The sequence below is a fragment of the Actinotignum schaalii genome (genome assembly GCF_028864145.1).
GTDB lineage: Bacteria > Actinomycetota > Actinomycetes > Actinomycetales > Actinomycetaceae > Actinotignum > Actinotignum schaalii_B.
This window is the reverse complement of the sequence record NZ_JARBHJ010000025.1, coordinates 20,918-39,314: the sequence shown is the minus strand read 5'-3', so window position 1 is coordinate 39,314 and position 18,397 is coordinate 20,918. Positions and strand designations below refer to the sequence as shown.

The window sequence follows — 18,397 nt, the reverse complement described above, 5'->3', positions numbered from 1 at the left end:
TACCCATATCAACATGGAGCGCCCGTGGGAAGACGGTCTAAACATCCGTAAAGGCCGGATCGGGAGCTAACGACACGCCGTCATTAGCAACTATTTTTGTCTATTAACCCGATCCCAACGACATAGGTGCAATCATTATTAAAGAATACCTACATATTGAAAGCATTATGGTAAAAGTGGGCCATTTCCTTATTTAGACACGGTAATAAAAGACACGATAGAAAACGCCACTGAGCAGTGAGAAACATTTAGCCTGGCTATCGCAGAAAAATGGAGCGAGTGAGGAGAATCGAACTCCCATCATCAGCTTGGAAGGCTGAGGTTTTACCACTAAACTACACTCGCACACGCACGCTTGCGCGAACGCTACCCGAAGAGAATACCATCCCACCCCCAAGACTTCCACTCCGATGGCACTCTCCTGCGGCGTGGGCATCGCCGGCCGGAATCTATTACACTAGGCACGTTGCTTAGGTGCGGCCGGCAGCCTTCAGTTTTCGGCGCACGGCAACGTACATACAACCAGTACGGGACGTGGCGCAGTTTGGTAGCGCACCCGCTTTGGGAGCGGGGGGTCGCGGGTTCAAGTCCCGCCGTCCCGACCGTGCGACGTTTCGTCCAGTGCCACCTCGCCACATTTCACGAACGACGCCGCCGCCAGCTCCGCCGCACAATTCCCGCAAAATCCAACCCAGCCAGGACGTACGTCCTTGATTGATACGCCCCACTCCAACACCTACCCCACTCCATTCCAACCCCCACACCACCGACTTTTCCGCATATTTTCACGTAATTCTTATAAAGCACCCGCGTGATCAAACTTACACAACTTACCGCAGCACACCCTTTCCATAGGCCTTTCGTCCCGCTAGATTGGGTTACGTGGCGCCAGTCACGGCACCGCACTCACCAGAGCTACTCAATGAGGAGAAAAATATGAAGGCTCTTGTCTACGGAGGTCCGGGAATTAAGGAATGGAAAGAAGTTCCCGACCCGCAAATCCAGCAGCCCACCGACATCATCGTCAAGATGGAAGCAACCACGATCTGCGGTACGGACCTCCACATCCTCAAGGGTGACACCCCGGAAGTGGAACCCGGGCGCATTCTGGGCCACGAGGGAATTGGCCGCATCACCGAAGTTGGCTCGAACGTGACAAATCTCAAGGTCGGCGACCGGGTGATTCTCTCCTGCGTGAGCTCCTGCGGGCATTGCTCCTACTGCCGCGAAGGCATGTACGCCCACTGCATGGATCCCGAAGGTCTGCCCGGCGTTGGTTGGATCTTCGGCTACATGATTGACGGAACCCAAGCCGAATACGTGCGCGTGCCCTTCGCGGAGAATTCCGTGTACAAGATTCCGGAAGGTGTGAGTGATGCGGAGGGTATTCTCCTCTCCGATATTCTTCCCACCGGTTTCGAAATTGGGGTGCAAAACGGCAAGGTCAAGCCGGGCGATGTTGTCGCGGTGATCGGCTCGGGTCCCGTGGGGTTGGCGGCAGTGATGACGGCGCGCCTGTACGGGCCGGCCAAGGTCATCGCCATTGACCTGGATGATAAGCGCCTGGATCGCGCCCGTGATTTCGGCGCCACCCACACGGTCAATAACGGCTCCGCCGATTGGAAGGAGCAGGTTATGGCCCTGACCGATGGTTTAGGTGTCGACGTCGCCATCGAGGCGGTGGGCGTACCCGCTACCTTCGATACCTGCCTCCAGATCGTGCGCCCGGGCGGCCACGTTGCCAATGTGGGCGTGCACGGCAAACCGGTTAACCTGCCGATCGACAAGCTATGGATCGCCAATATCAATATTTCTATGGGTCTGGTTTCGACCAATACCCTGGAAATGCTGCTCAAGTTGGTGGCCGCGAAGAAGCTACCCGCCGACAAGTTCGTCACCCACGAATTCGCCTTCGAGGACATTATGGAAGCCTACGAGGCGTTCATGCACGCCTCGGATACTAACGCCCTCAAGGTTCTCATCCACTAAACCAACTTCCCACTAATGTAGTCTGTCCCCTCAAACCACCAGAACTGTCCTCGGGCTCCTAACAGCCTTCCCTCGTTCAGTAGCCCGAGGACGCATCCCCTACGGCCGGGCGCTCCCGTAAGCGCCCGGCCGTAGGGCCGTGGTGGCGCACGAAGAGTTTCTCCGCCCCGCTCAGGAGCGCGAGCCCGGCCAGGTCATTGGGCTGGTAGGGAATGGAGAGGAGCCCGCCATCCAGGGCCCGGTCGGTCAGGAAACTGGTGGAGGAAGCAGTGGCCTCCGGATGGTGCAGGTCCCACACCAGAAGACCAGCGAGCAGAGCCGCTGCGGTATCCGCGGCAAGGGGCGGGTATCCCAGCCGTTCCAGGCCGGCGTACCCAGCACGCAGCGGCTGGGAAATGAGCACTGATTCGGTGCGGGACATCGGCGCAATAGTGTAGGAAATAGTGCGGCCGGCTTCCCGTTCCACGGTGGCACGCCATCGCCCGATGCGTTTCGCGGCCGCGTAATTGGGGCCCTGGATATCTTGGAGCAGATTAACGACGCCGCCCTCGCGAGCGGGCCGCGCCCCGGAAAGTTTCGCCCAGCTGCGGATCGCCGTTCGGGAGACCCGTCCGCCGGGAAGTTCAGCGGCGCCAGCCGCTGCGGCGTCGTTCCCCGGAATCGGGTAGGCATCCGTAGGTGAACCGTACCAGGCAAAAGCGGCGTCGTTTTCTTCGCCCACCATGCGCAGCACGGCGTCCGCTCCCGCTTCCACCAGCAGGAATTTATATCCGGGCGCGTAAAGGGTATCCACCACCACGAGGTCACCGGGCAGCGAGAGGAGCCAACCTGCCACCGCATCCGGAGCGGCGGTCACATCGCCGAAACCCGGGGGTGCAATATGCAGGTCTCCGGCAGCTTCCAGAGCCCGGGCGCGGAGGGTGCGCATACGGCGCGACTCGCTGCGCCCCACTCCCGCCACCCGCGCGCCGGTGGCCAGCAGCGTGGGTGCGGGCGAAAGCTCCGCTCCGGCACCGAGCACCGCCACGGTGCGCCCCTCCAGACGCATCATCTCCGGGTTCTCCACCACCTCGGTGAGCGCGGTCAACACCCCCGGCCGCACCCGCCCCTGCTCTTCCCACAGCGCGAGGTGCTCCAGGAGCTCAGCGCCACTCAAGTACACGTATTCCCCGCGGGCGTCCCTGCGGGTTGCCCCGCGCAGGTGTTCCGGAATCTCCCGGCCTCGGAAAGGCACGGTGAAGGGGCACGGCACCGTGGTCCCCCGGACAATTTCACCCCGGGGCGCCCCCGCGCGCGGGCGTAGCTCAGCTAGCGGCGTACCGTCATGCAAGGTGAGCGTATGGTGCACGAAGTCCAATCCGGTGCGCGCCACCTGCGCCCCGTGGGCCGGATCGTCAATGCGGGTCAGCTGCACGTAGGGCTCACGGTACGTGCGCCGCCATGGGATAGCTTCCTCAAGGGCGGTGGCAAGCGCGGTATCGCCCTCCGCAAAGACTTCCACCATGCCGCGTGAAACCGCGGTGCTCGAAGGTCTCCCTTCACGGACAGGGAGCACGATGCCGGCCTGAGCTTCGTGTAATTCCGGGCTGGTGTAGCGCAGGTGGACGAGGTCGCGGCCCGTGCGTTCCTCTACAACGGCGACGGTGCCTTCTTCCCCGACGGCGCGCAGCACCACTTTTTGGGGCAGCACCAGGGGCGCACGGAAAGTGACCTCCCCGCGTCCCGGTGCATCCCCGCGCACGCCGAGCTGGCCGCAGGCCCAAGCATCGGTAGCGGCACCGTGAAGCACGGCCCCGCTAAAGCCGAAGAGGCGCGCGGTGGCTCCGGAGAGGTGGATCGGGTTGATATCTCCGGTCAGGCGGGCCCAATGGCGCGCATCCGTGGCGGTAAAGCGCCGCTCGGCGAGGGCATAAGGACTGGCGTAGCGCAGATGCCCGTTCTCATCCACCCCGAATTCGGCACGGAAATCCAGCACGGTGCCGGGGAAAGACGGTGCTAACGGCGCCGACGGCGCAGATGGCGCGGACGGCTCGCCATGGACTGCCGGTGCGGGTGATGCGCCGGTCCCCGACTGCGCGCCGTCCTCGGACTGCGGCACTTCTCCGAGCACGCGGGCGGGGCTCCCGGTGCTGCCCCGGTCCAAATAACGGGCGTTTTCCCGGTAACATACTGCGCCGTCGTACAAAATATCCGCAACAATGCGCAGCGCCGTACCTTGATCATCGCGCTCGAAACTGGCGACCAATGCCCGCACCGTAAGCGGGCGGCCAAAAGGTACGGGGCTGAGAATTTCCCACCGTAGGTCAGTGATAACAGCACCGGTGGCCACCAGGGGCAGGCGCGTATCGGCAAGAATATCGAGAGTGGGGCCTAGGCATAGTTGGTGCAGTAATGCGGCCGGGGCGTGCCCGCCCACGCCCCCACCGGCGAAACGCGCAATTGTTTCCCCCACGGCGCGCTCGGCAACCGCGTGGACTTTTACCCGCGGCAGCTCATTAGCGTGGGGAACGGCGCGGCGGCTGAGTTTTTGACGGGCAGCGGCAGCAAGAATGGCGGCGTAGCGACGGGTTTGCATGGGGCCCCTTTCGTCGGTGTCTCTTCCATTTTAGGAAAACAGCCGCTCTCCTGCCGGCAGCACGCCAGCAGTCAGACTTGGAGTTGTCCCGTGGCCCCGTGGCGGCACTACAACACAAAAATACCCTCGTGAGGTAACCTCACGAGGGTATGCAAGCTTGAGTTTCCCACGGACTTAGTCCGAGAGCAGCCCCTTCTTGTAAGCCTTGGCCAGCTTGCGCGGGATGCGCACTTCGCGGCCCCGCACGCGGACGGTCTGGAGCTCGGTGAGCTCGGCCTTCCACTGGGAGCGACGAGAGCGGGTGTTGCTGCGGGACATCTTGCGCTTAGGTACTGCCATGTCAACCGCTCCTCTCTACTTTCCGGGCCGCCCTGCGCAGCCGCTACGAATCTTCGTGTATATCAGCATCACTGGGGACGCTTCAATAACACACAGCGAATGAGTCTACCTCATCATCTCCTCGCCGCGCCAGACCGCACGTGTGAGATATCAAGCATCACCGTCACCAGACACGGCATGGTGCGGCACGCCGGGCACGGTGCGGCACGGCGGGCACGGTGCGTCACGGCGAGGATGGCGGGCACGGTGCAGCACCGCGGGGCGCGTACCCCAGGAACGGCCCCTCGCGCCCCGTATAGGCACCGGTGATGAGAGAATACCGATATGTCGGATGTGCTTTTAGAGGCCGGGGCGCGCTACGAAACCGAACTTGAGATCAAGCGTTCTCGTTTTATTACGGTGCTGGCGCGGGTTTCCACCGAGGCGGAGGCGCGCGCCGTGATTGACGGCGAAAAGCGGCGTTTCCCCGATGCCCGCCACCATTGCAGCGCCTACGTGGTGTCTATCCCCGGAAGTGCTCCGATACACCGTTCTTCTGATGATGGTGAACCCTCCGGCACCGCCGGACGCCCCATGCTCGACACCCTCCTCGGCGCAGGGATTACCGACGTCGTTGCCGTAGTCACTCGATATTTTGGGGGAACGCTGCTGGGAACAGGAGGACTGGTGCGGGCGTATTCGGATTCTGTCACCCAAGCTCTCGGCCAGGCCCAACTGGTGGAACGGCGCATTGTGCCCCGTTACCAGGCTTCCCTCCCCCATTCCGATGCCGGCAAATATGTTGCGGCTTTCTCGAGCGCCGGTTTCAACCCCGAAGTGGAGTACCACGACCACGGTGTTGAACTGCGCATATCCACTGAGCGCGGAACAGCCCTGGCCGCTATGATGGCAGAGTTGTCCGCGGGGAATGTCGGCGTCGTACAAATTGATGACGCAATTATCGAGGTCCCCTACCTGGATAAACATGACGCAACTCCTCTAAAGAGTTAAAATAAACAAAAACGGCCGCATCGTGCTGTGCCGTATCGACACACGTCAACCACTGAATGCGGTGATGCCATGAGAAGCCCCTTGCGGACGCACAAGAAAACCGGCCCCAAACCGACTTTCACTGCCGATGATGCAATCGACGCAGTCTTCGATATCGGTTTGGATCGGTTCACACTCGGCCAGGTCGCCGAGAAACTCGGCGTAGCAACTTCAGCTCTCTATCGTCTTTTCAAAAGCCGCGAAGACCTCATGGAAGCGTGCCTGGCGCGCGTCTCGAGCGAATATCCCGCACCGGAAGGGGATAGCGCAGATGCCTTGCTACGTGATTATGCGAATAAAGTGTGGAAGCTCATGGATAGCCATCCGGGGCTAGATCTGCTTTTCGTGCAGTTTTCCGCCACTTCACGCTTTATCGCCCCGCACCTCAACGCCCTTATTAATGCGCTCGAAGATATCGCGGGCTGGGATGTCGAAATTGGGTTACTCGCGGTGGACACCGTAACCAATATCATTATGGCCACCCACGCGGCGGCCGCTTCGTTTAATAACGTCAAAGATGATGCCGATATTGCCCAGCCCACCCGCGGAAATATCGTATTGTTCTCCCGCCTGAAATGGCGCGACCGGGCCAACCTCGATACCAAACTCGATTTCCTCATTCCAGCTTTCGCTGCGGAAGCCGAGCGCCGCGCGCGGGAATCGGCTACCACTTCCCGTGATTAGCCGGGGTATCTGCCCAGGTCTATCCACATCTCGGGCCACGCGTATCCGCTTGCGCTCCAGAAAATACTATGGAGCAGCGGGAACAAGATAGCTCGCAGCGGCGTTAGCGTACCCGAGGAGGAAAATATGACCATTTTCAATGACGCTACTGAACTTGTGGGGCACACGCCCCTCGTCCGTATCAATACGCTCGCGGAGGGCAGCTCCGCGGAAGTCCTCGCCAAGCTTGAGTTTTACAATCCCGCCAATTCGGTAAAAGACCGGGTGGCGGTTGCCATTATCGACGCCGCGGAAAAGTCCGGCGCATTGCGCCCCGGCGGCACCATTGTGGAGGGCACGTCCGGGAATACCGGGATCGGCCTGGCCTGGGTGGGTGCCGCGCGCGGTTACAAGGTTATTTTGACAATGCCAGCTTCCATGTCGGTGGAACGGCGCATGCTGCTGCGTGCTTTCGGGGCTCGCTTGGAGCTGACCGATCCGAAGGAAGGCATGCGCGGGGCGGTGGCACGCGCCGAAGAAATCGTGGCAACTACCGAGAACGCAATTCTGGCCAGCCAGTTCACGAACATCGCCAACCCTGCCATTCACGAAAAGACCACGGGTGAGGAAATCTGGGCGGATACCGAAGGCAAGGTGGATTACTTTGTTGCCGGTATCGGCACCGGGGGCACCATTACCGGGGCGGGGCACGCGCTGCGCCGTCACAATCCGGACGTGAAAATCATCGCGGTGGAGCCGGCCGAATCGCCACTGCTCTCCGAAGGTCGCGCCGGTTCGCACGGCATCCAGGGTATCGGAGCGAATTTCGTGCCCGAGGTGCTCGACACCAAGCTCTACAACGAAGTCATCCCGGTTCCCACCGCGAAGGCACTCGAGGTGGCCCGCGCCGCTGCTACCTCCGAAGGCCTGCTGCTGGGGATTTCCGGAGGCGCCGCGCTCCAGGCCGCCCTCGAGGTCGCGGGGCGCGAGGAAGCTGCCGGGAAGCGCATCGTCGTGATCATCCCCGATTTCGGTGAGCGCTACGCTTCCACTCCCCTTTTCGATCCCTACCGCGACTAGTGGGAGATACCGGTACGACGACGCAGGCCAACCTGGCGCGGGGGGGGATGAGCCCACGGCGCGGACGGCCGGCTAGAGTAGAGCCTATGGGTTTATCTCGAGCACTCCGGATGATGCGGGAAGATATTGATACAGCGCGCCGGCACGATCCGGCGGCGCGTTCCCGCTTGGAAGTGGTACTGGCTTACTCCGGCGTGCATGCCGTATGGGGGCACCGGTTGGCGCACGCGATGTGGGAGGCAACGCCGCGGCTCAGGCTGCCAGCACGTCTCCTCTCCCAAGCCACCCGGTTGCTCACCGGGGTGGAAATCCACCCCGGTGCCCACATTGGCCGCCGTTTCTTCATTGACCACGGCATGGGTGTGGTGATCGGGGAAACCGCGGAGATCGGTGATGATTGCATGATCTACCACGGGGTGACCCTGGGTGGGTCATCAGCCGAACCGGTCAAACGCCATCCCACCTTGGGAAATGGTGTCATGGTGGGGGCAGGCGCGAAAATACTCGGCCCTGTCCACATTGGGGACGGTTCCCAGGTGGGCGCTAACGCCGTCGTCGTTCATGATGTGCCGGCGGAAGCGACCGCGGTGGGAATCCCCGCGCGGGTACGCACCCCGGCCCATCACGAACCACTCATTGACCCGGCAATATATATTTAGGGTCTTTTTAGGCGCCTTCGTACCGCGCGATCTGGTCGATGCGGCGCTGGTGGCGCTCATCTTCACTGAAGGGCGTCTCCAGGAAAAGCTTGACCAGGTTCCAGGCTTCATCCGGGGTGTGCTGGCGCGCACCAATGGAAATGACATTGGCATTATTGTGTTCGCGCCCGAGCTTGGCCGTATCCTCATTCCAGGCGAGGATGGCGCGCACCCCGCGCACCTTATTCGCCGAAATCTGCTCGCCGTTTCCGGAGCCACCCAGCACGATGCCCAGCGACCCGGCGTCGTCTACAACGCCCTGCCCGCAGGCAATGCACGGGGCGGGGTAATCATCGAGCGCGTCATAGGTTTTGGCGCCGTGGTCCACCACTTCGTAGCCACTCTCTTCGAGCTTCTCCACCAGGAATTCCTTGAGCTCGAAACCGGCATGATCTGTTCCAATATGTACTCGCATGCAGCCATCCTATCCTATTGTGCCGCTTGTCACTTTTACTTCGGGGTGGTGCGCCGGTGGCGATGCGCTATTTAAAGTGTCGTAGGCGTCCACTACCCTGGACACATGACTGATACTGCTTTGCATGCTGTACTTTCGGGCGCCGATACTTCGGTGCGCCCCCAGGATGATCTTTTCCGTGCCGTCAATGGCACCTGGTTGCGTGAGAAGGAAATTCCGGCCGATCAGGTGTCGGTGGGTTCCTTTATCGATCTGCGTGATGAGGCTGAGCTTCATGTACGTGAGCTCATTGAGAAGGCAGCTGATGATACGGCCGCCGCGGATTCCACCCTAAGCGTTCCGGCGGATTCCCTCGCGAAGGTAGTGGCTCTCTACCGTTCTTTCGTTGATACCGCTGCGATTAATGAGAAGGGCACCGCTCCCCTCGCCGCTGATCTTGACCCGGTGGCTAGTGCGGAAACCAAGGAAGATCTTGCCCGCGTGATCGGTGCGCTCATGCGCACCAGGGTGGATAGCTTCTTTGGGGTGGATGTATCCCCCAGCCTGGCCAATCCCAATGTGAACGAATTTTCCATCGGCCAGTCCGGCCTGGGATTACCGGATGAAGCCTATTACCGTGAAGCGCAATTCGCTCCGGTTTTGAGCGCTTACCGGGATTTTGTGCCGCAACTGGCCCAGCTTGCTTTTGATGAAAAAACCACCGCGCCCAGCACTGCCATCACGGCTGCCGCCACGCGTGTCATCGATATGGAAACGAAACTCGCCGCCGCGCATATGAGCCGCACCGATGCCCGGGATATGGATAAGGTCAATAATCCGATGTCCTTCGCGGATTTCGTGGCCTCGGCCCCGCAATTCCCCTGGGCCACCGCGTTGCGTGCCATCGGTTATGATCCCGATGAGCTCGGCACCATTATTGTGACCACTCCGCAGGCGCTGCAGGCCGCCGCACAGCTGTGGGAAGAAACCTCGCTGGACACCTTGAAGGAATACACCCGCTGGCGCATTCTGCTCGCGCGTGCTTCCTACCTGCCCGAAGTGATCGACGCGAAGAATTTCGATTTCTACGGCAAGGTGCTCGCGGGTACCACCCAGCAACGTGACCGTTGGAAGCGTGCGGTGCAGCTGGTCAACGGAGTGCTCGGTGAGGCAGTGGGCCAGCTCTACGTGGCCTCCTATTTCCCGCCCGAACACAAGGCCACCATGGATCAACTGGTCGCGGATCTCCTGGATGCCTACCGTCTCTCCATCCGGGATCTTGACTGGATGAGCGATGCCACCAAGGAGCGCGCCCTGGCCAAGCTGGATACTTTCGCCCCGAAGATCGGCTACCCCGAAAAGTGGAAGGATTATTCCTCCATGCAGATCGGCGCGGATCTGCTGGCCAATATTCGCGCGGCCTGCGAATTTGAGGTAGAGGAAAGCATCGCGAAGCTCGGCAAGGAAGTTGACCGCAGCGAATGGCATATGAATCCGCAAACAGTCAACGCCTACTACAACCCGCAGTGGAATGAGATTGTATTCCCCGCCGCTATTTTGCAATGGCCTTTCTTCGAGCAGGATCGCGATGCCGCCTTCAATTACGGGGGTATTGGTGCGGTTATCGGCCACGAAATCGGGCACGGTTTCGATGACCAGGGCTCGAAGTTTGATGCGGACGGCTCCCTCAACAATTGGTGGACTGATGAGGACCGCGCCGAATTTGAGAAGCGCACCGCGGCTCTTATCGCGCAATTCAATTCCTATATTCCGGCCCAGTTGAACGGTGATGAGGCTTTCCATGTCAACGGTGAACTCACCCAGGGTGAAAACATCGGGGATTTGGGCGGCCTGTCCATCGCGCTCAAGGCTTATGAGATCCACCTGAAACGCGAGGGCCTCACCCTGGAAAGCGCTCCGGTGATTGACGGCTACACCGGCGCTCAACGTGTCTTCCTGTCCTTCGCCAAGATCTGGCAGGGGAAGAACCGCGACGAATGGGCCCGCCAGCTCATCGCCATCGACCCGCATTCCCCGTCCGAATTCCGCTGCAACGGCACCGTGAAGAATATCGACGCCTTCGCGCAAGCTTTCGGCTTGGAAGAGGGAGATGGCCTTTACCTCGCCCCGGAAGAGCGCGTGCGTATTTGGTAAAAGCGCTCTTTCGTACATACGGCATTCGCGTGCGCGGCAATCGTGCATAGGCACTATTCCGTACGCACGGCCGAAATAGTACGACGCCGGCGCTAACGCGCGCCTAGGTGCCACGGCGTAACGGCGGCGGGGTGCCGGACTGACCAGGCCCACTTATCCATGACATCTGTCATGAGGAAGTGGTGATTCTTGGCAGTTCCGGTGCCCCGTCGCTCATTTTTACACTGATGGCATGAACATAACCCCCGGGGCCAACCCGCCCCATCCGGTCCCTACCGCGCACCCCGCTGTCGCGGCCCGCGCCCTCAGCCGTTCTTTCGGGAACGTGCACGCTGTGGATCATCTGTCGCTCACGATCACTACCGGGGAGATCGTGGCGATCCTCGGCCCCAACGGTGCCGGGAAAACCACGCTCCTCGATATGGTTCTCGGCTTCACCAAACCCAGCCGCGGCACCCTTGAAGTTCTCGGCCAGACTCCCGGCTCCCCGGCCCTCACCGGGCGCATCGGGGCCATGTTGCAGACCGGTGGAATGCTCCGTGATCTCACCGCCGCGGAAACTCTCCATTTCCTTGCCGATTGTCTCCCCTTCCACCTCCCGGTGAGCGACGTTATTGAACGCGCCGGCATGAGCGATTTCGCCTCCCGGAAAATTGCCAAATGCTCCGGCGGGCAAATCCAACGCATCCGCTTCGGTGCCGCACTGCTATCCGACCCGGAGCTGCTTATCCTCGATGAGCCCACCGCGGGGCTGGATGCCACGGCGCGCCGTGACTTCTGGGAGCATATTCGGGCCGACGCCGCCCGCGGACGCACCATCATCTTCGCCACCCACTACCTCCAGGAAGCCCAAGATATGGCTGAGCGGGTCATCCTCATGAATAACGGGCGCATCGTGGCGGACGGGAGCGTTGCCGAGATTACCGCCCAGCAACGCCACCACCTCACCGTTACCTGGAATCCGCAGGCCGCTATCACTCCGGAAGAGCTTGCTTCGCGCACTGGCGCCGACACGGTCGAACGAGACGGTGACCTGGTGCGTTTCACCGTGGCTGATTCCGATCGGCTTGCCGCGGTGATTCTTGGCGAAGGCCTCGGCTCCCACCTCCAGATTTCCGCCGCCAGCCTTGAGGATGCTTTCTTCACCCTCACGGCCGCGCCTCGAACCGATTTCCCCGCCGCCGCGGCACCCGAAGGAGCACGCTCATGACCACTCCCGTAACCAGTCCGGCGACGCCCCGTTCCCGCACCAGTATCTTCTTCTCCTATATCCGCCACGAGCTCTGGCGAAATCTGCGGATGGTGGACTCCCTTATCTTCCTCATCGCCCTCCCCCTCGTGATCTTCGCGGTTTTCGGGGTGGCCTCACCGGGAACTGATAAACACATTCCCGGCGGCACCATCGCTGCCTACGTCATGGTGAGCCTGGCCCTCTACGGGGCAGCCACCGCCGCGACATCCATGGCGGGTGCTGCCGCCGTGGAACACGACAGCGGCTGGGGCCGCCACCTGGCGCTGACCGGGATGCGCCGCGGGGACTACCTGACGGGCAAAATCATTGTCAGCCTCCTCATTGCCTGCCTCCCCATCGGCGCGACCTTCCTCCTCGGTATCCTCACCACGGCGCAATTTGATACCCCCGGAATCTGGCTCGCGAGCGCCGGACTGTGCCTGGTAGGCGTATTTCCCTTCGCTTTCTTTGGCCTCGCCGTTGCCCTGGCGCTTCGCAGCGAGACCGCGGTGTCCATTGCCTCCGGTGTGGTGGTGCTCCTCGCTTTCCTCGGTAATCTCTTTATGCCGCTAAGCGGAGCCATGATGGAGCTGGCCCGGTACACGCCCTTCTACGGGGCGGGTGTACTGGCCCACTGGCCTCAGAACGGGGAGGTTATTATTACCGGTGCTTTCGCCACGCCGGGTATGCCGGAGATCCTCCCCACCGAATCCTTCGCCTGGGCAATCGGAAACGTCGCGGTGTGGACGATTATCTTCGCTGCACTGGCGCTCCTGGCCCTGCGCCGTTCGACGGTGCGGCGCTGAGGTACGGCCAACGTGCGAGCACAGCACAGTGCACGAGCGGCGGCCGCGGAGGAGCTTCGCGGCCGCTATGCTCGTCCTATGGCACCATCCCCCGCCGCACCGTCTCCCGCCGTCTCAGCGGCCTCCACCGCTCCGTCTGCCTCCCCAGCATCTCCCTCCAGCCATTATTTGAACCGCATGTGGCGCACCGCCAACCAGATACCGGCAGCCCCGACCACCCGCCGCGAGCGCCTGACTATGCTCTTCGGCAGCGGGATCTGGCTCATCTTCCTGGTCTTTCCTTTCGCTGGAGTTCTCCTAACACCAAGTCTCACTCCACTTGAGCGCGGCCTCGGTTACGCGGGAATCTGTGGATTTGGACTGACATATATTCTGATTTTCCAATTTCCGGATATGCGTCCCTCCTGGCCCCGCTGGGCATCCCTCGCGTTATGGAGCATTCCGCTGCTTGCCTGCGCGGCACTTATCCGACCTTTCCCCTTTGGCTTCGCTTACACGGCACCCTTCGTCGCGGCAGTATGGATTTTTTCGCTCCCGCTCATACCCGGGATTCCGTGCGGGCTTCTCTGTTTCGCGGGCGGAGCGGCGGCCCATATCTGGGCACCGTATGATTTCGTGTGGGCAGCGTTTCTGGGCAGCATTATTATCCCGATGATCCCCATTCTCATCTCGCGGTTCCTGGAAGAATTTGCCGCGCGGTCCGCGCGGATGCGCGCGGAGCTCATCCTTTCCGAGCAGCGTTCCGAACTGGCCTCCGTGGTTCATGATGTGCTGGGCCATTCGCTGACCGCCATCACCGTGAAAACTCAATTGGCCTCGCGACTCATGGAGACCAACCCGGAGGCGGCGCGCGCCGAATTAGAAGAAAGTCTCAAAATTTCGCGCGACGCTATCGACACGGTGCGGGCCACCGTGACCGACCTGCGCCAGCCCACCCTCAATGCCGAACTGGATTCCGCCTACGCACTGCTCCGTTCCGCGCGTATCGCCGCGCATGTCACGCCTCCTCCGGAACTTCCACTCCTCACCGCCCAGCTTTTCGCGTGGGTGGTGCGGGAAGCGGTTACGAATACGGTGCGCCATTCGGGTGCGCGCAACTGCACTATCACGATTGAGGAAAGGGAGAGTGGCACGCGCTTGCGGGTGGAGGACGACGGCGTAGGTATCCCCGCGGGGGCTCCGGCAGGTACCGGACTGACCGGCTTGCGCGAGCGCGTGGAAGCTGCCGGTGGAACAATGGTGATAAGCCAGCTAGAACCTGGAACTCGTGTGGAGGTGAGCATATGAACGACGCCGCGCAGCTAGGCAACGGTGCGGCCTCCAACAGCAGCTCGCAAATGAGCACCGGGACGACTACGGGGCGCCACCGCCTCATCCGGGTGGTGATCGCCGATGATCAGCGAATGGTGCGCGAAGCATTGGCGGCGCTCCTCAACCTGGAAGAGGATATCGAGATAGTGGCGCAGCTGGAAGATGGCAGCGCCGTCGTTCCCACCGTGGTGGAAACTTGCGCCGATATTGCGCTCCTCGATATCGAAATGCCGCATGTGGATGGAATTGCGGCGGCGCAAGCACTGCAGGACGCGGGGGCCGGCTGCGGCGTCGTTATTGTGACAACCTTTGGGCGTGCCGGGTATTTGCAGCGTGCTATGGCGGCCGGGGCGCGCGGTTTCGTTGTTAAAGATGCGCCGGCCGAGGAACTCGCCGCGGCGCTGCGCACCGTTGCCGGCGGCGGCTACGCTATCGATCCGCAGCTGGCCGCGCAGGCCTTGCAAATGGGGCCCAATCCGCTCACCGAACGCGAAGGAGATGTGCTGCGGCTGGCGCTCAGCGGTGCGACCGTGAAAAGCATGGCAGCGCAACTGTTTTTATCGCAGGGGACGGTGCGCAATCACCTCTCGGCCGCTATCGGGAAAACGGGGGCGAGCACCCGTACCGAGGCGGCGCAGCTCGCCCGGGCCCGCGGGTGGATCTAGGAGTGCACCCGCGGGCGGCGCTGGCGGCGGCTAGCTAAAAATTGGCCCCGTGGTGCGCGAGCGCTTGAGCTCGAAGAAACCGGGGGTGCGAGCTAGGGCGAGGCAGCCGTCCCAGAGGGCGAGGGCGGCCTCGCCGTGCGGGGCCGGGGAGATGACAGGGCCGAAGAAGGCCACGCCGTCAAATGAAATAATGGGCACGCCGACCTCATCACCCACGAGCGCCAGCCCGGCCGCCACGCTCTCACGGAGGGCGGCGTCGTAATGTGCGGCGTCGTTCAAATACTCGCTACCTTCACCGAGAGCAGCGAGCACCTCGGCAAGAATCTCGCGCCCCACGGGGCGCCGGTCTTCGTGAATAGCCTGGCCCAGAGCGGCGTAGAACTCGCCGACTTTTTCGTTACCTTCCAGCTGGGCGATTTTCATGGCGACAAGCGCTGTTTCGCGGCCCTCTTCCACATGTGCGCGGTACTCCTCCGAAATATCTTTGCCCTCATTGAGAATGGCGAGGGAGAAAGGACGCCAGGTGACGGTGAAATCACGGGCAGCGGCGACCTCCGCGACCCAGCGAGAAGTAATCCACGTCCACGGACATGTTGCATCAAACCAAAATTCAACCTGAGTACTCATGGTTCTATCCAAGCGTGAAAATGGGCGCCGCGGGGCGCCTCGCGCCATGAGCGAAACTGAAACGGCAGGGCAACGGTACGCGAACGGCGCGCGAACAGTGCGGCAGAAAGCGGGCACGGCGGGCACGGGCGCGCCAGAACCGGTAGGATTTCACGTAAATTGTGCTGAAAGCCAAGGAAAGGAAGCTTGATGGCCGGGACTAATCTCACCCGCGCAGAAGCTGCGGAGCGCGCACAGATCGTAGCGACGCAGAATTACCGCATTGAACTTGATCTAACCACCGGGGAGGAAACCTTCGCGGCGGTGACCGAAATTGATTTTGAAGCAACGCCGGGTGCCGATACGTTCCTCGACCTCATCGCGAAGTCGGTGGAGCGCGTAGTGCTTAACGGTGCGGAGCTCGACCCGGCCAGCTACCAGGATTCACGCCTGCCGCTGCCCAACCTCGCGGCGCAGAATACGGTGCGGGTGGAATCCACCCAGTACTACTCGCGCACCGGCGAGGGCCTGCACCGCTACGTGGATCCGGCCGACGGTGAGGTCTACCTCTACTCCCAGTTTGAGGTGGCGGACGCGCGGCGGGTCTTCGCGAATTTCGAGCAGCCTGATCTCAAAGCGAATTTCACTTTCACGGTGACCGCGCCGGAGAACTGGAAAGTCTTCTCCGTGTCCCCCACCCCGGAGCCGGTGGCCCTGGGCGAAGGCAAGGCCCGCTGGGACTTCACCCCCACCGAGCGCCTATCCACCTACCTGGTGGCGATTGTGGCCGGCCCCTACGAGGGTGTGGAAGGCGAGCCTTTCCATTCCATCGACGGGCGCGATATTCCGCTGGGTGTGTACGCGCGCAAGTCGCTGGCACCCTACCTGGATGCGGATGAGATTTTCACCATCACCCGCCAGGGATTTGACTACTACGAAGCTAATTACGGCCATCCCTACCCGTTCCGCAAGTACGACCAGGTGTTCTGCCCCGAATACAATGCCGGGGCCATGGAGCATCCGGGCCTGGTGACCATCGTGGAAACCTATGTGTTCCGCACCAAGCCCACCGGCGCGATTATCGACCGGCGTACCATCACCATCCTGCACGAACAGGCCCATATGTGGTTCGGTGACCTGGTCACCATGAAGTGGTGGGATGACCTGTGGCTCAACGAATCTTTCGCGGAGTTCATGAGCCACCTGGCCGCTGCCAATAACACCCGCTGGAAGGATGCCTGGACCACCTTCCTCGCATCTGAAAAGACCTGGGCGATCCAGCAGGATCAGCTTCCCTCCACCCACCCGATTGCCGCGGATATTCGCGATCTGGAAGATGTGCTCGTCAATTTTGATGGCATCACCTACGGCAAGGGTGCCTCCGTGCTCAAGCAGCTGGTGGCCTACGTGGGTCAAGAACAATTCCTGGCCGGGGTGCGTGCCTATATTGCTAAGCACAAGTGGGGCAATGCCACGCTCAGCGATCTGCTCACCGAACTGGAAGCGTCCTCCGGGCGTGACCTCAAGGAATGGACCCGGGTGTGGCTGGAAGAATCCGGTGTTAACACCCTGCGTCCCGAAGTCGAATCGAGCAGCGGGGTGATCGACCGCCTCACCGTGGTTCAGACGAACGACGCGAACTCCTCCCTGCGCCCGCACCGTATCCGCATTGCCGGGTATGACCTGGACGGTGACGCGCTGCGTTGCGTGAAGTCCGAATGGGTGGATATTGCCGGTGAACGCACCGAGATCGCCTCCTTCGCGGGTGCTGAACGCCCCGACCTCATCCTCCTCAACAGCCAGGATTGGGGTTACGCCAAGATCCGCTTCGATGCTGATTCCTTCCGGGTAGCGCTGGAGAACCTCGACAAGTTCGATAACCACCTGGATCGTTCCGTGGTGGTCTTCGCGGCGATGGATATGATGCGCGACGGCGAGCTCGATGCGCATACCTACGCCGATATCGCCTTGGCAGTGCTGGCGGACGAAACCGATGGCACTGTATTGCGCGTGGTGCTCGGCTCCCTGCATTCCGCGGTTGAGCTGTACTCCAACCCGGCCACCCGCGCGGAGTTCGCCGCTGCCGTTTCCGAGCGTATTTTCGAACTGGCGCTCACCGCGGCACCGGGTTCCGACCGCCAGCTCCAGCTCATGGGTGCGGCGATGCGCCGGGCCGTGAGTGACGAGCAGCTCGCTCTTATTGCCGGGTGGCGCGACGGCGTGGCCGTTCCGGAAGGGTACGACGTCGACCAGGAAGTGCGCTGGAATATCCTCATCGCGCTGGCAGCGAATGGGCGGGCCGATCAGGCCGCCATCGATGCCGAATTCGCCCGCGATTCTTCCTCCTTCGGGCAGATTTTCGCGGCCCAGGCCGAAGGTGCGCTGCCTGATAGCGCGGCCAAGGAAAAGGTCTGGGAAGAAATTGTGCATCCGGAGACCAATACCCGCCAGCGCAACCTCGCCCTGGGCACCGGGCGATCCTCCGCGGAAAGCGTACGGGCGTACGCGGAGAAGTACTTCGCGGTTGCCAAGGAAATGTGGGATAACAACTCGGTGGAGATCGCCTCGAATATGCTCGAGTACGCTTACCCGGCCCAGCTGGCCGGCCGTACCGATCTTGGGGTTGACCTGCTGGCCCTCGGTCAGGAATGGCTGGCCACCACGGATGCTGCTCCGGCCTGCCGGCGCATCGTCTCCGAAGTGGTCGATGGTACCGCTCGCGCGGTGCGCAACCAGGAAGCTGACCGGAAAGCTGGGAACTAGGCGGATTAACCGGTAACACGGACCGCTGGCCCACTGCTCTCATACAACAATGGTGCGGGGACTCATACTGAGTTCCCGCACCATTGCATTCAAT

Annotated in this window: 15 protein-coding genes and 2 tRNA genes; 12 read left to right on the top strand and 5 right to left on the bottom strand. The window is 61.6% G+C overall.

Features of this window, described 5'->3' with window-relative positions; genetic code table 11:
* Window positions 1–271: 271 nt before the first annotated feature.
* Window positions 272–345 (bottom strand) — tRNA-Gly (locus PWJ82_RS06455).
* Window positions 346–528: 183 nt separating this feature from the next.
* Between PWJ82_RS06455 and PWJ82_RS06450 the strand changes: the two genes are divergently transcribed.
* Window positions 529–602, top strand: a tRNA-Pro gene (locus PWJ82_RS06450).
* Between the two features lie 334 nt (window positions 603–936).
* Window positions 937–1,989: a zinc-dependent alcohol dehydrogenase family protein gene (locus PWJ82_RS06445; RefSeq protein WP_274735907.1), complete on the top strand. Its 1,053-nt coding sequence runs from the start codon at window positions 937–939 to the stop codon at window positions 1,987–1,989.
* A gap of 76 nt (window positions 1,990–2,065) precedes the next feature.
* Here PWJ82_RS06445 and PWJ82_RS06440 read toward each other — a convergent pair whose 3' ends face one another.
* Both PWJ82_RS06440 and rpmF read right to left on the bottom strand, forming a co-directional pair.
* Entirely contained in the window at window positions 2,066–4,564 is a 2,499-nt protein-coding gene (locus PWJ82_RS06440; RefSeq protein WP_274735906.1) for a MaoC family dehydratase, read from the bottom strand.
* 174 nt (window positions 4,565–4,738) lie between these two features.
* Entirely contained in the window at window positions 4,739–4,903 is a 165-nt protein-coding gene (gene rpmF, locus PWJ82_RS06435) for a 50S ribosomal protein L32 (RefSeq protein ID WP_016442420.1), read from the bottom strand.
* 324 nt (window positions 4,904–5,227) lie between these two features.
* Between rpmF and PWJ82_RS06430 the strand changes: the two genes are divergently transcribed.
* From PWJ82_RS06430 to epsC, 4 genes are all read left to right on the top strand, one after another.
* Entirely contained in the window at window positions 5,228–5,893 is a 666-nt protein-coding gene (locus PWJ82_RS06430) for an IMPACT family protein (protein WP_274735904.1), read from the top strand.
* An 81-nt stretch (window positions 5,894–5,974) separates the two neighbouring features.
* Window positions 5,975–6,616, top strand: a complete 642-nt coding sequence (locus PWJ82_RS06425) for a TetR/AcrR family transcriptional regulator (RefSeq protein ID WP_274735902.1) — start codon at window positions 5,975–5,977, stop codon at window positions 6,614–6,616.
* A 126-nt stretch (window positions 6,617–6,742) separates the two neighbouring features.
* Window positions 6,743–7,675, top strand: a complete 933-nt coding sequence (gene cysK / locus PWJ82_RS06420; protein WP_274735900.1) for a cysteine synthase A — start codon at window positions 6,743–6,745, stop codon at window positions 7,673–7,675.
* Window positions 7,676–7,761: 86 nt separating this feature from the next.
* A complete protein-coding gene (epsC, locus tag PWJ82_RS06415; RefSeq protein WP_274735898.1) occupies window positions 7,762–8,334 on the top strand; it encodes a serine O-acetyltransferase EpsC in 573 nt (190 codons plus the stop codon).
* Window positions 8,335–8,341: 7 nt separating this feature from the next.
* On the opposite strand, the gene PWJ82_RS06410 is transcribed toward epsC, so the two are convergent.
* Entirely contained in the window at window positions 8,342–8,788 is a 447-nt protein-coding gene (locus PWJ82_RS06410) for a ribose-5-phosphate isomerase (RefSeq protein WP_274735897.1), read from the bottom strand.
* A 105-nt stretch (window positions 8,789–8,893) separates the two neighbouring features.
* Between PWJ82_RS06410 and PWJ82_RS06405 the strand changes: the two genes are divergently transcribed.
* The 5 genes from PWJ82_RS06405 to PWJ82_RS06385 all read left to right on the top strand — a co-directional run bounded on the left by PWJ82_RS06405 (window position 8,894) and on the right by PWJ82_RS06385 (window position 14,934).
* On the top strand, window positions 8,894–10,921 hold the full coding sequence (locus PWJ82_RS06405; RefSeq protein ID WP_274735896.1) for a M13 family metallopeptidase: 2,028 nt from the start codon (window positions 8,894–8,896) through the stop codon (window positions 10,919–10,921).
* Window positions 10,922–11,153: 232 nt separating this feature from the next.
* Window positions 11,154–12,131 (top strand): ABC transporter ATP-binding protein, encoded by a 978-nt coding sequence (locus PWJ82_RS06400; RefSeq protein ID WP_274735894.1) that lies wholly within the window; start codon window positions 11,154–11,156, stop codon window positions 12,129–12,131.
* Window positions 12,128–12,958, top strand: coding sequence for an ABC transporter permease (locus PWJ82_RS06395; protein WP_274735893.1), 831 nt, complete (start codon window positions 12,128–12,130; stop codon window positions 12,956–12,958). The genes PWJ82_RS06400 and PWJ82_RS06395 overlap by 4 nt, the downstream gene beginning before the upstream one ends.
* Window positions 12,959–13,036: 78 nt before the next feature.
* Window positions 13,037–14,245 carry a sensor histidine kinase gene (locus tag PWJ82_RS06390; protein WP_274735891.1) on the top strand — a complete coding sequence of 403 codons (1,209 nt, stop codon included), beginning with the start codon at window positions 13,037–13,039 and terminating at the stop codon, window positions 14,243–14,245.
* Window positions 14,246–14,295: 50 nt separating this feature from the next.
* Entirely contained in the window at window positions 14,296–14,934 is a 639-nt protein-coding gene (locus tag PWJ82_RS06385; RefSeq protein WP_274735909.1) for a response regulator transcription factor, read from the top strand.
* Between the two features lie 30 nt (window positions 14,935–14,964).
* Here PWJ82_RS06385 and PWJ82_RS06380 read toward each other — a convergent pair whose 3' ends face one another.
* Complete coding sequence (locus PWJ82_RS06380) at window positions 14,965–15,561, bottom strand: DsbA family protein (protein WP_274735890.1); 597 nt, start codon at window positions 15,559–15,561, stop codon at window positions 14,965–14,967.
* A 189-nt stretch (window positions 15,562–15,750) separates the two neighbouring features.
* Between PWJ82_RS06380 and pepN the strand changes: the two genes are divergently transcribed.
* Complete coding sequence (gene pepN, locus PWJ82_RS06375; protein ID WP_126135525.1) at window positions 15,751–18,303, top strand: aminopeptidase N; 2,553 nt, start codon at window positions 15,751–15,753, stop codon at window positions 18,301–18,303.
* The last annotated feature ends 94 nt before the right edge of the window (window positions 18,304–18,397 follow it).

Coding starts and splice junctions, on each gene's coding strand:
- PWJ82_RS06445 (WP_274735907.1), top strand. CDS start 937: ATGAAGGCTCTTGTCTACGGAGGTCCGGGAATTAAGGAATGGAAAGAA.
- PWJ82_RS06440 (WP_274735906.1), bottom strand. CDS start 4,564: ATGCAAACCCGTCGCTACGCCGCCATTCTTGCTGCCGCTGCCCGTCAA.
- rpmF (WP_016442420.1), bottom strand. CDS start 4,903: ATGGCAGTACCTAAGCGCAAGATGTCCCGCAGCAACACCCGCTCTCGT.
- PWJ82_RS06430 (WP_274735904.1), top strand. CDS start 5,228: ATGTCGGATGTGCTTTTAGAGGCCGGGGCGCGCTACGAAACCGAACTT.
- cysK (WP_274735900.1), top strand. CDS start 6,743: ATGACCATTTTCAATGACGCTACTGAACTTGTGGGGCACACGCCCCTC.
- epsC (WP_274735898.1), top strand. CDS start 7,762: ATGGGTTTATCTCGAGCACTCCGGATGATGCGGGAAGATATTGATACA.
- PWJ82_RS06410 (WP_274735897.1), bottom strand. CDS start 8,788: ATGCGAGTACATATTGGAACAGATCATGCCGGTTTCGAGCTCAAGGAA.
- PWJ82_RS06405 (WP_274735896.1), top strand. CDS start 8,894: ATGACTGATACTGCTTTGCATGCTGTACTTTCGGGCGCCGATACTTCG.
- PWJ82_RS06400 (WP_274735894.1), top strand. CDS start 11,154: ATGAACATAACCCCCGGGGCCAACCCGCCCCATCCGGTCCCTACCGCG.
- PWJ82_RS06395 (WP_274735893.1), top strand. CDS start 12,128: ATGACCACTCCCGTAACCAGTCCGGCGACGCCCCGTTCCCGCACCAGT.
- PWJ82_RS06390 (WP_274735891.1), top strand. CDS start 13,037: ATGGCACCATCCCCCGCCGCACCGTCTCCCGCCGTCTCAGCGGCCTCC.
- PWJ82_RS06385 (WP_274735909.1), top strand. CDS start 14,296: ATGAGCACCGGGACGACTACGGGGCGCCACCGCCTCATCCGGGTGGTG.
- PWJ82_RS06380 (WP_274735890.1), bottom strand. CDS start 15,561: ATGAGTACTCAGGTTGAATTTTGGTTTGATGCAACATGTCCGTGGACG.
- pepN (WP_126135525.1), top strand. CDS start 15,751: ATGGCCGGGACTAATCTCACCCGCGCAGAAGCTGCGGAGCGCGCACAG.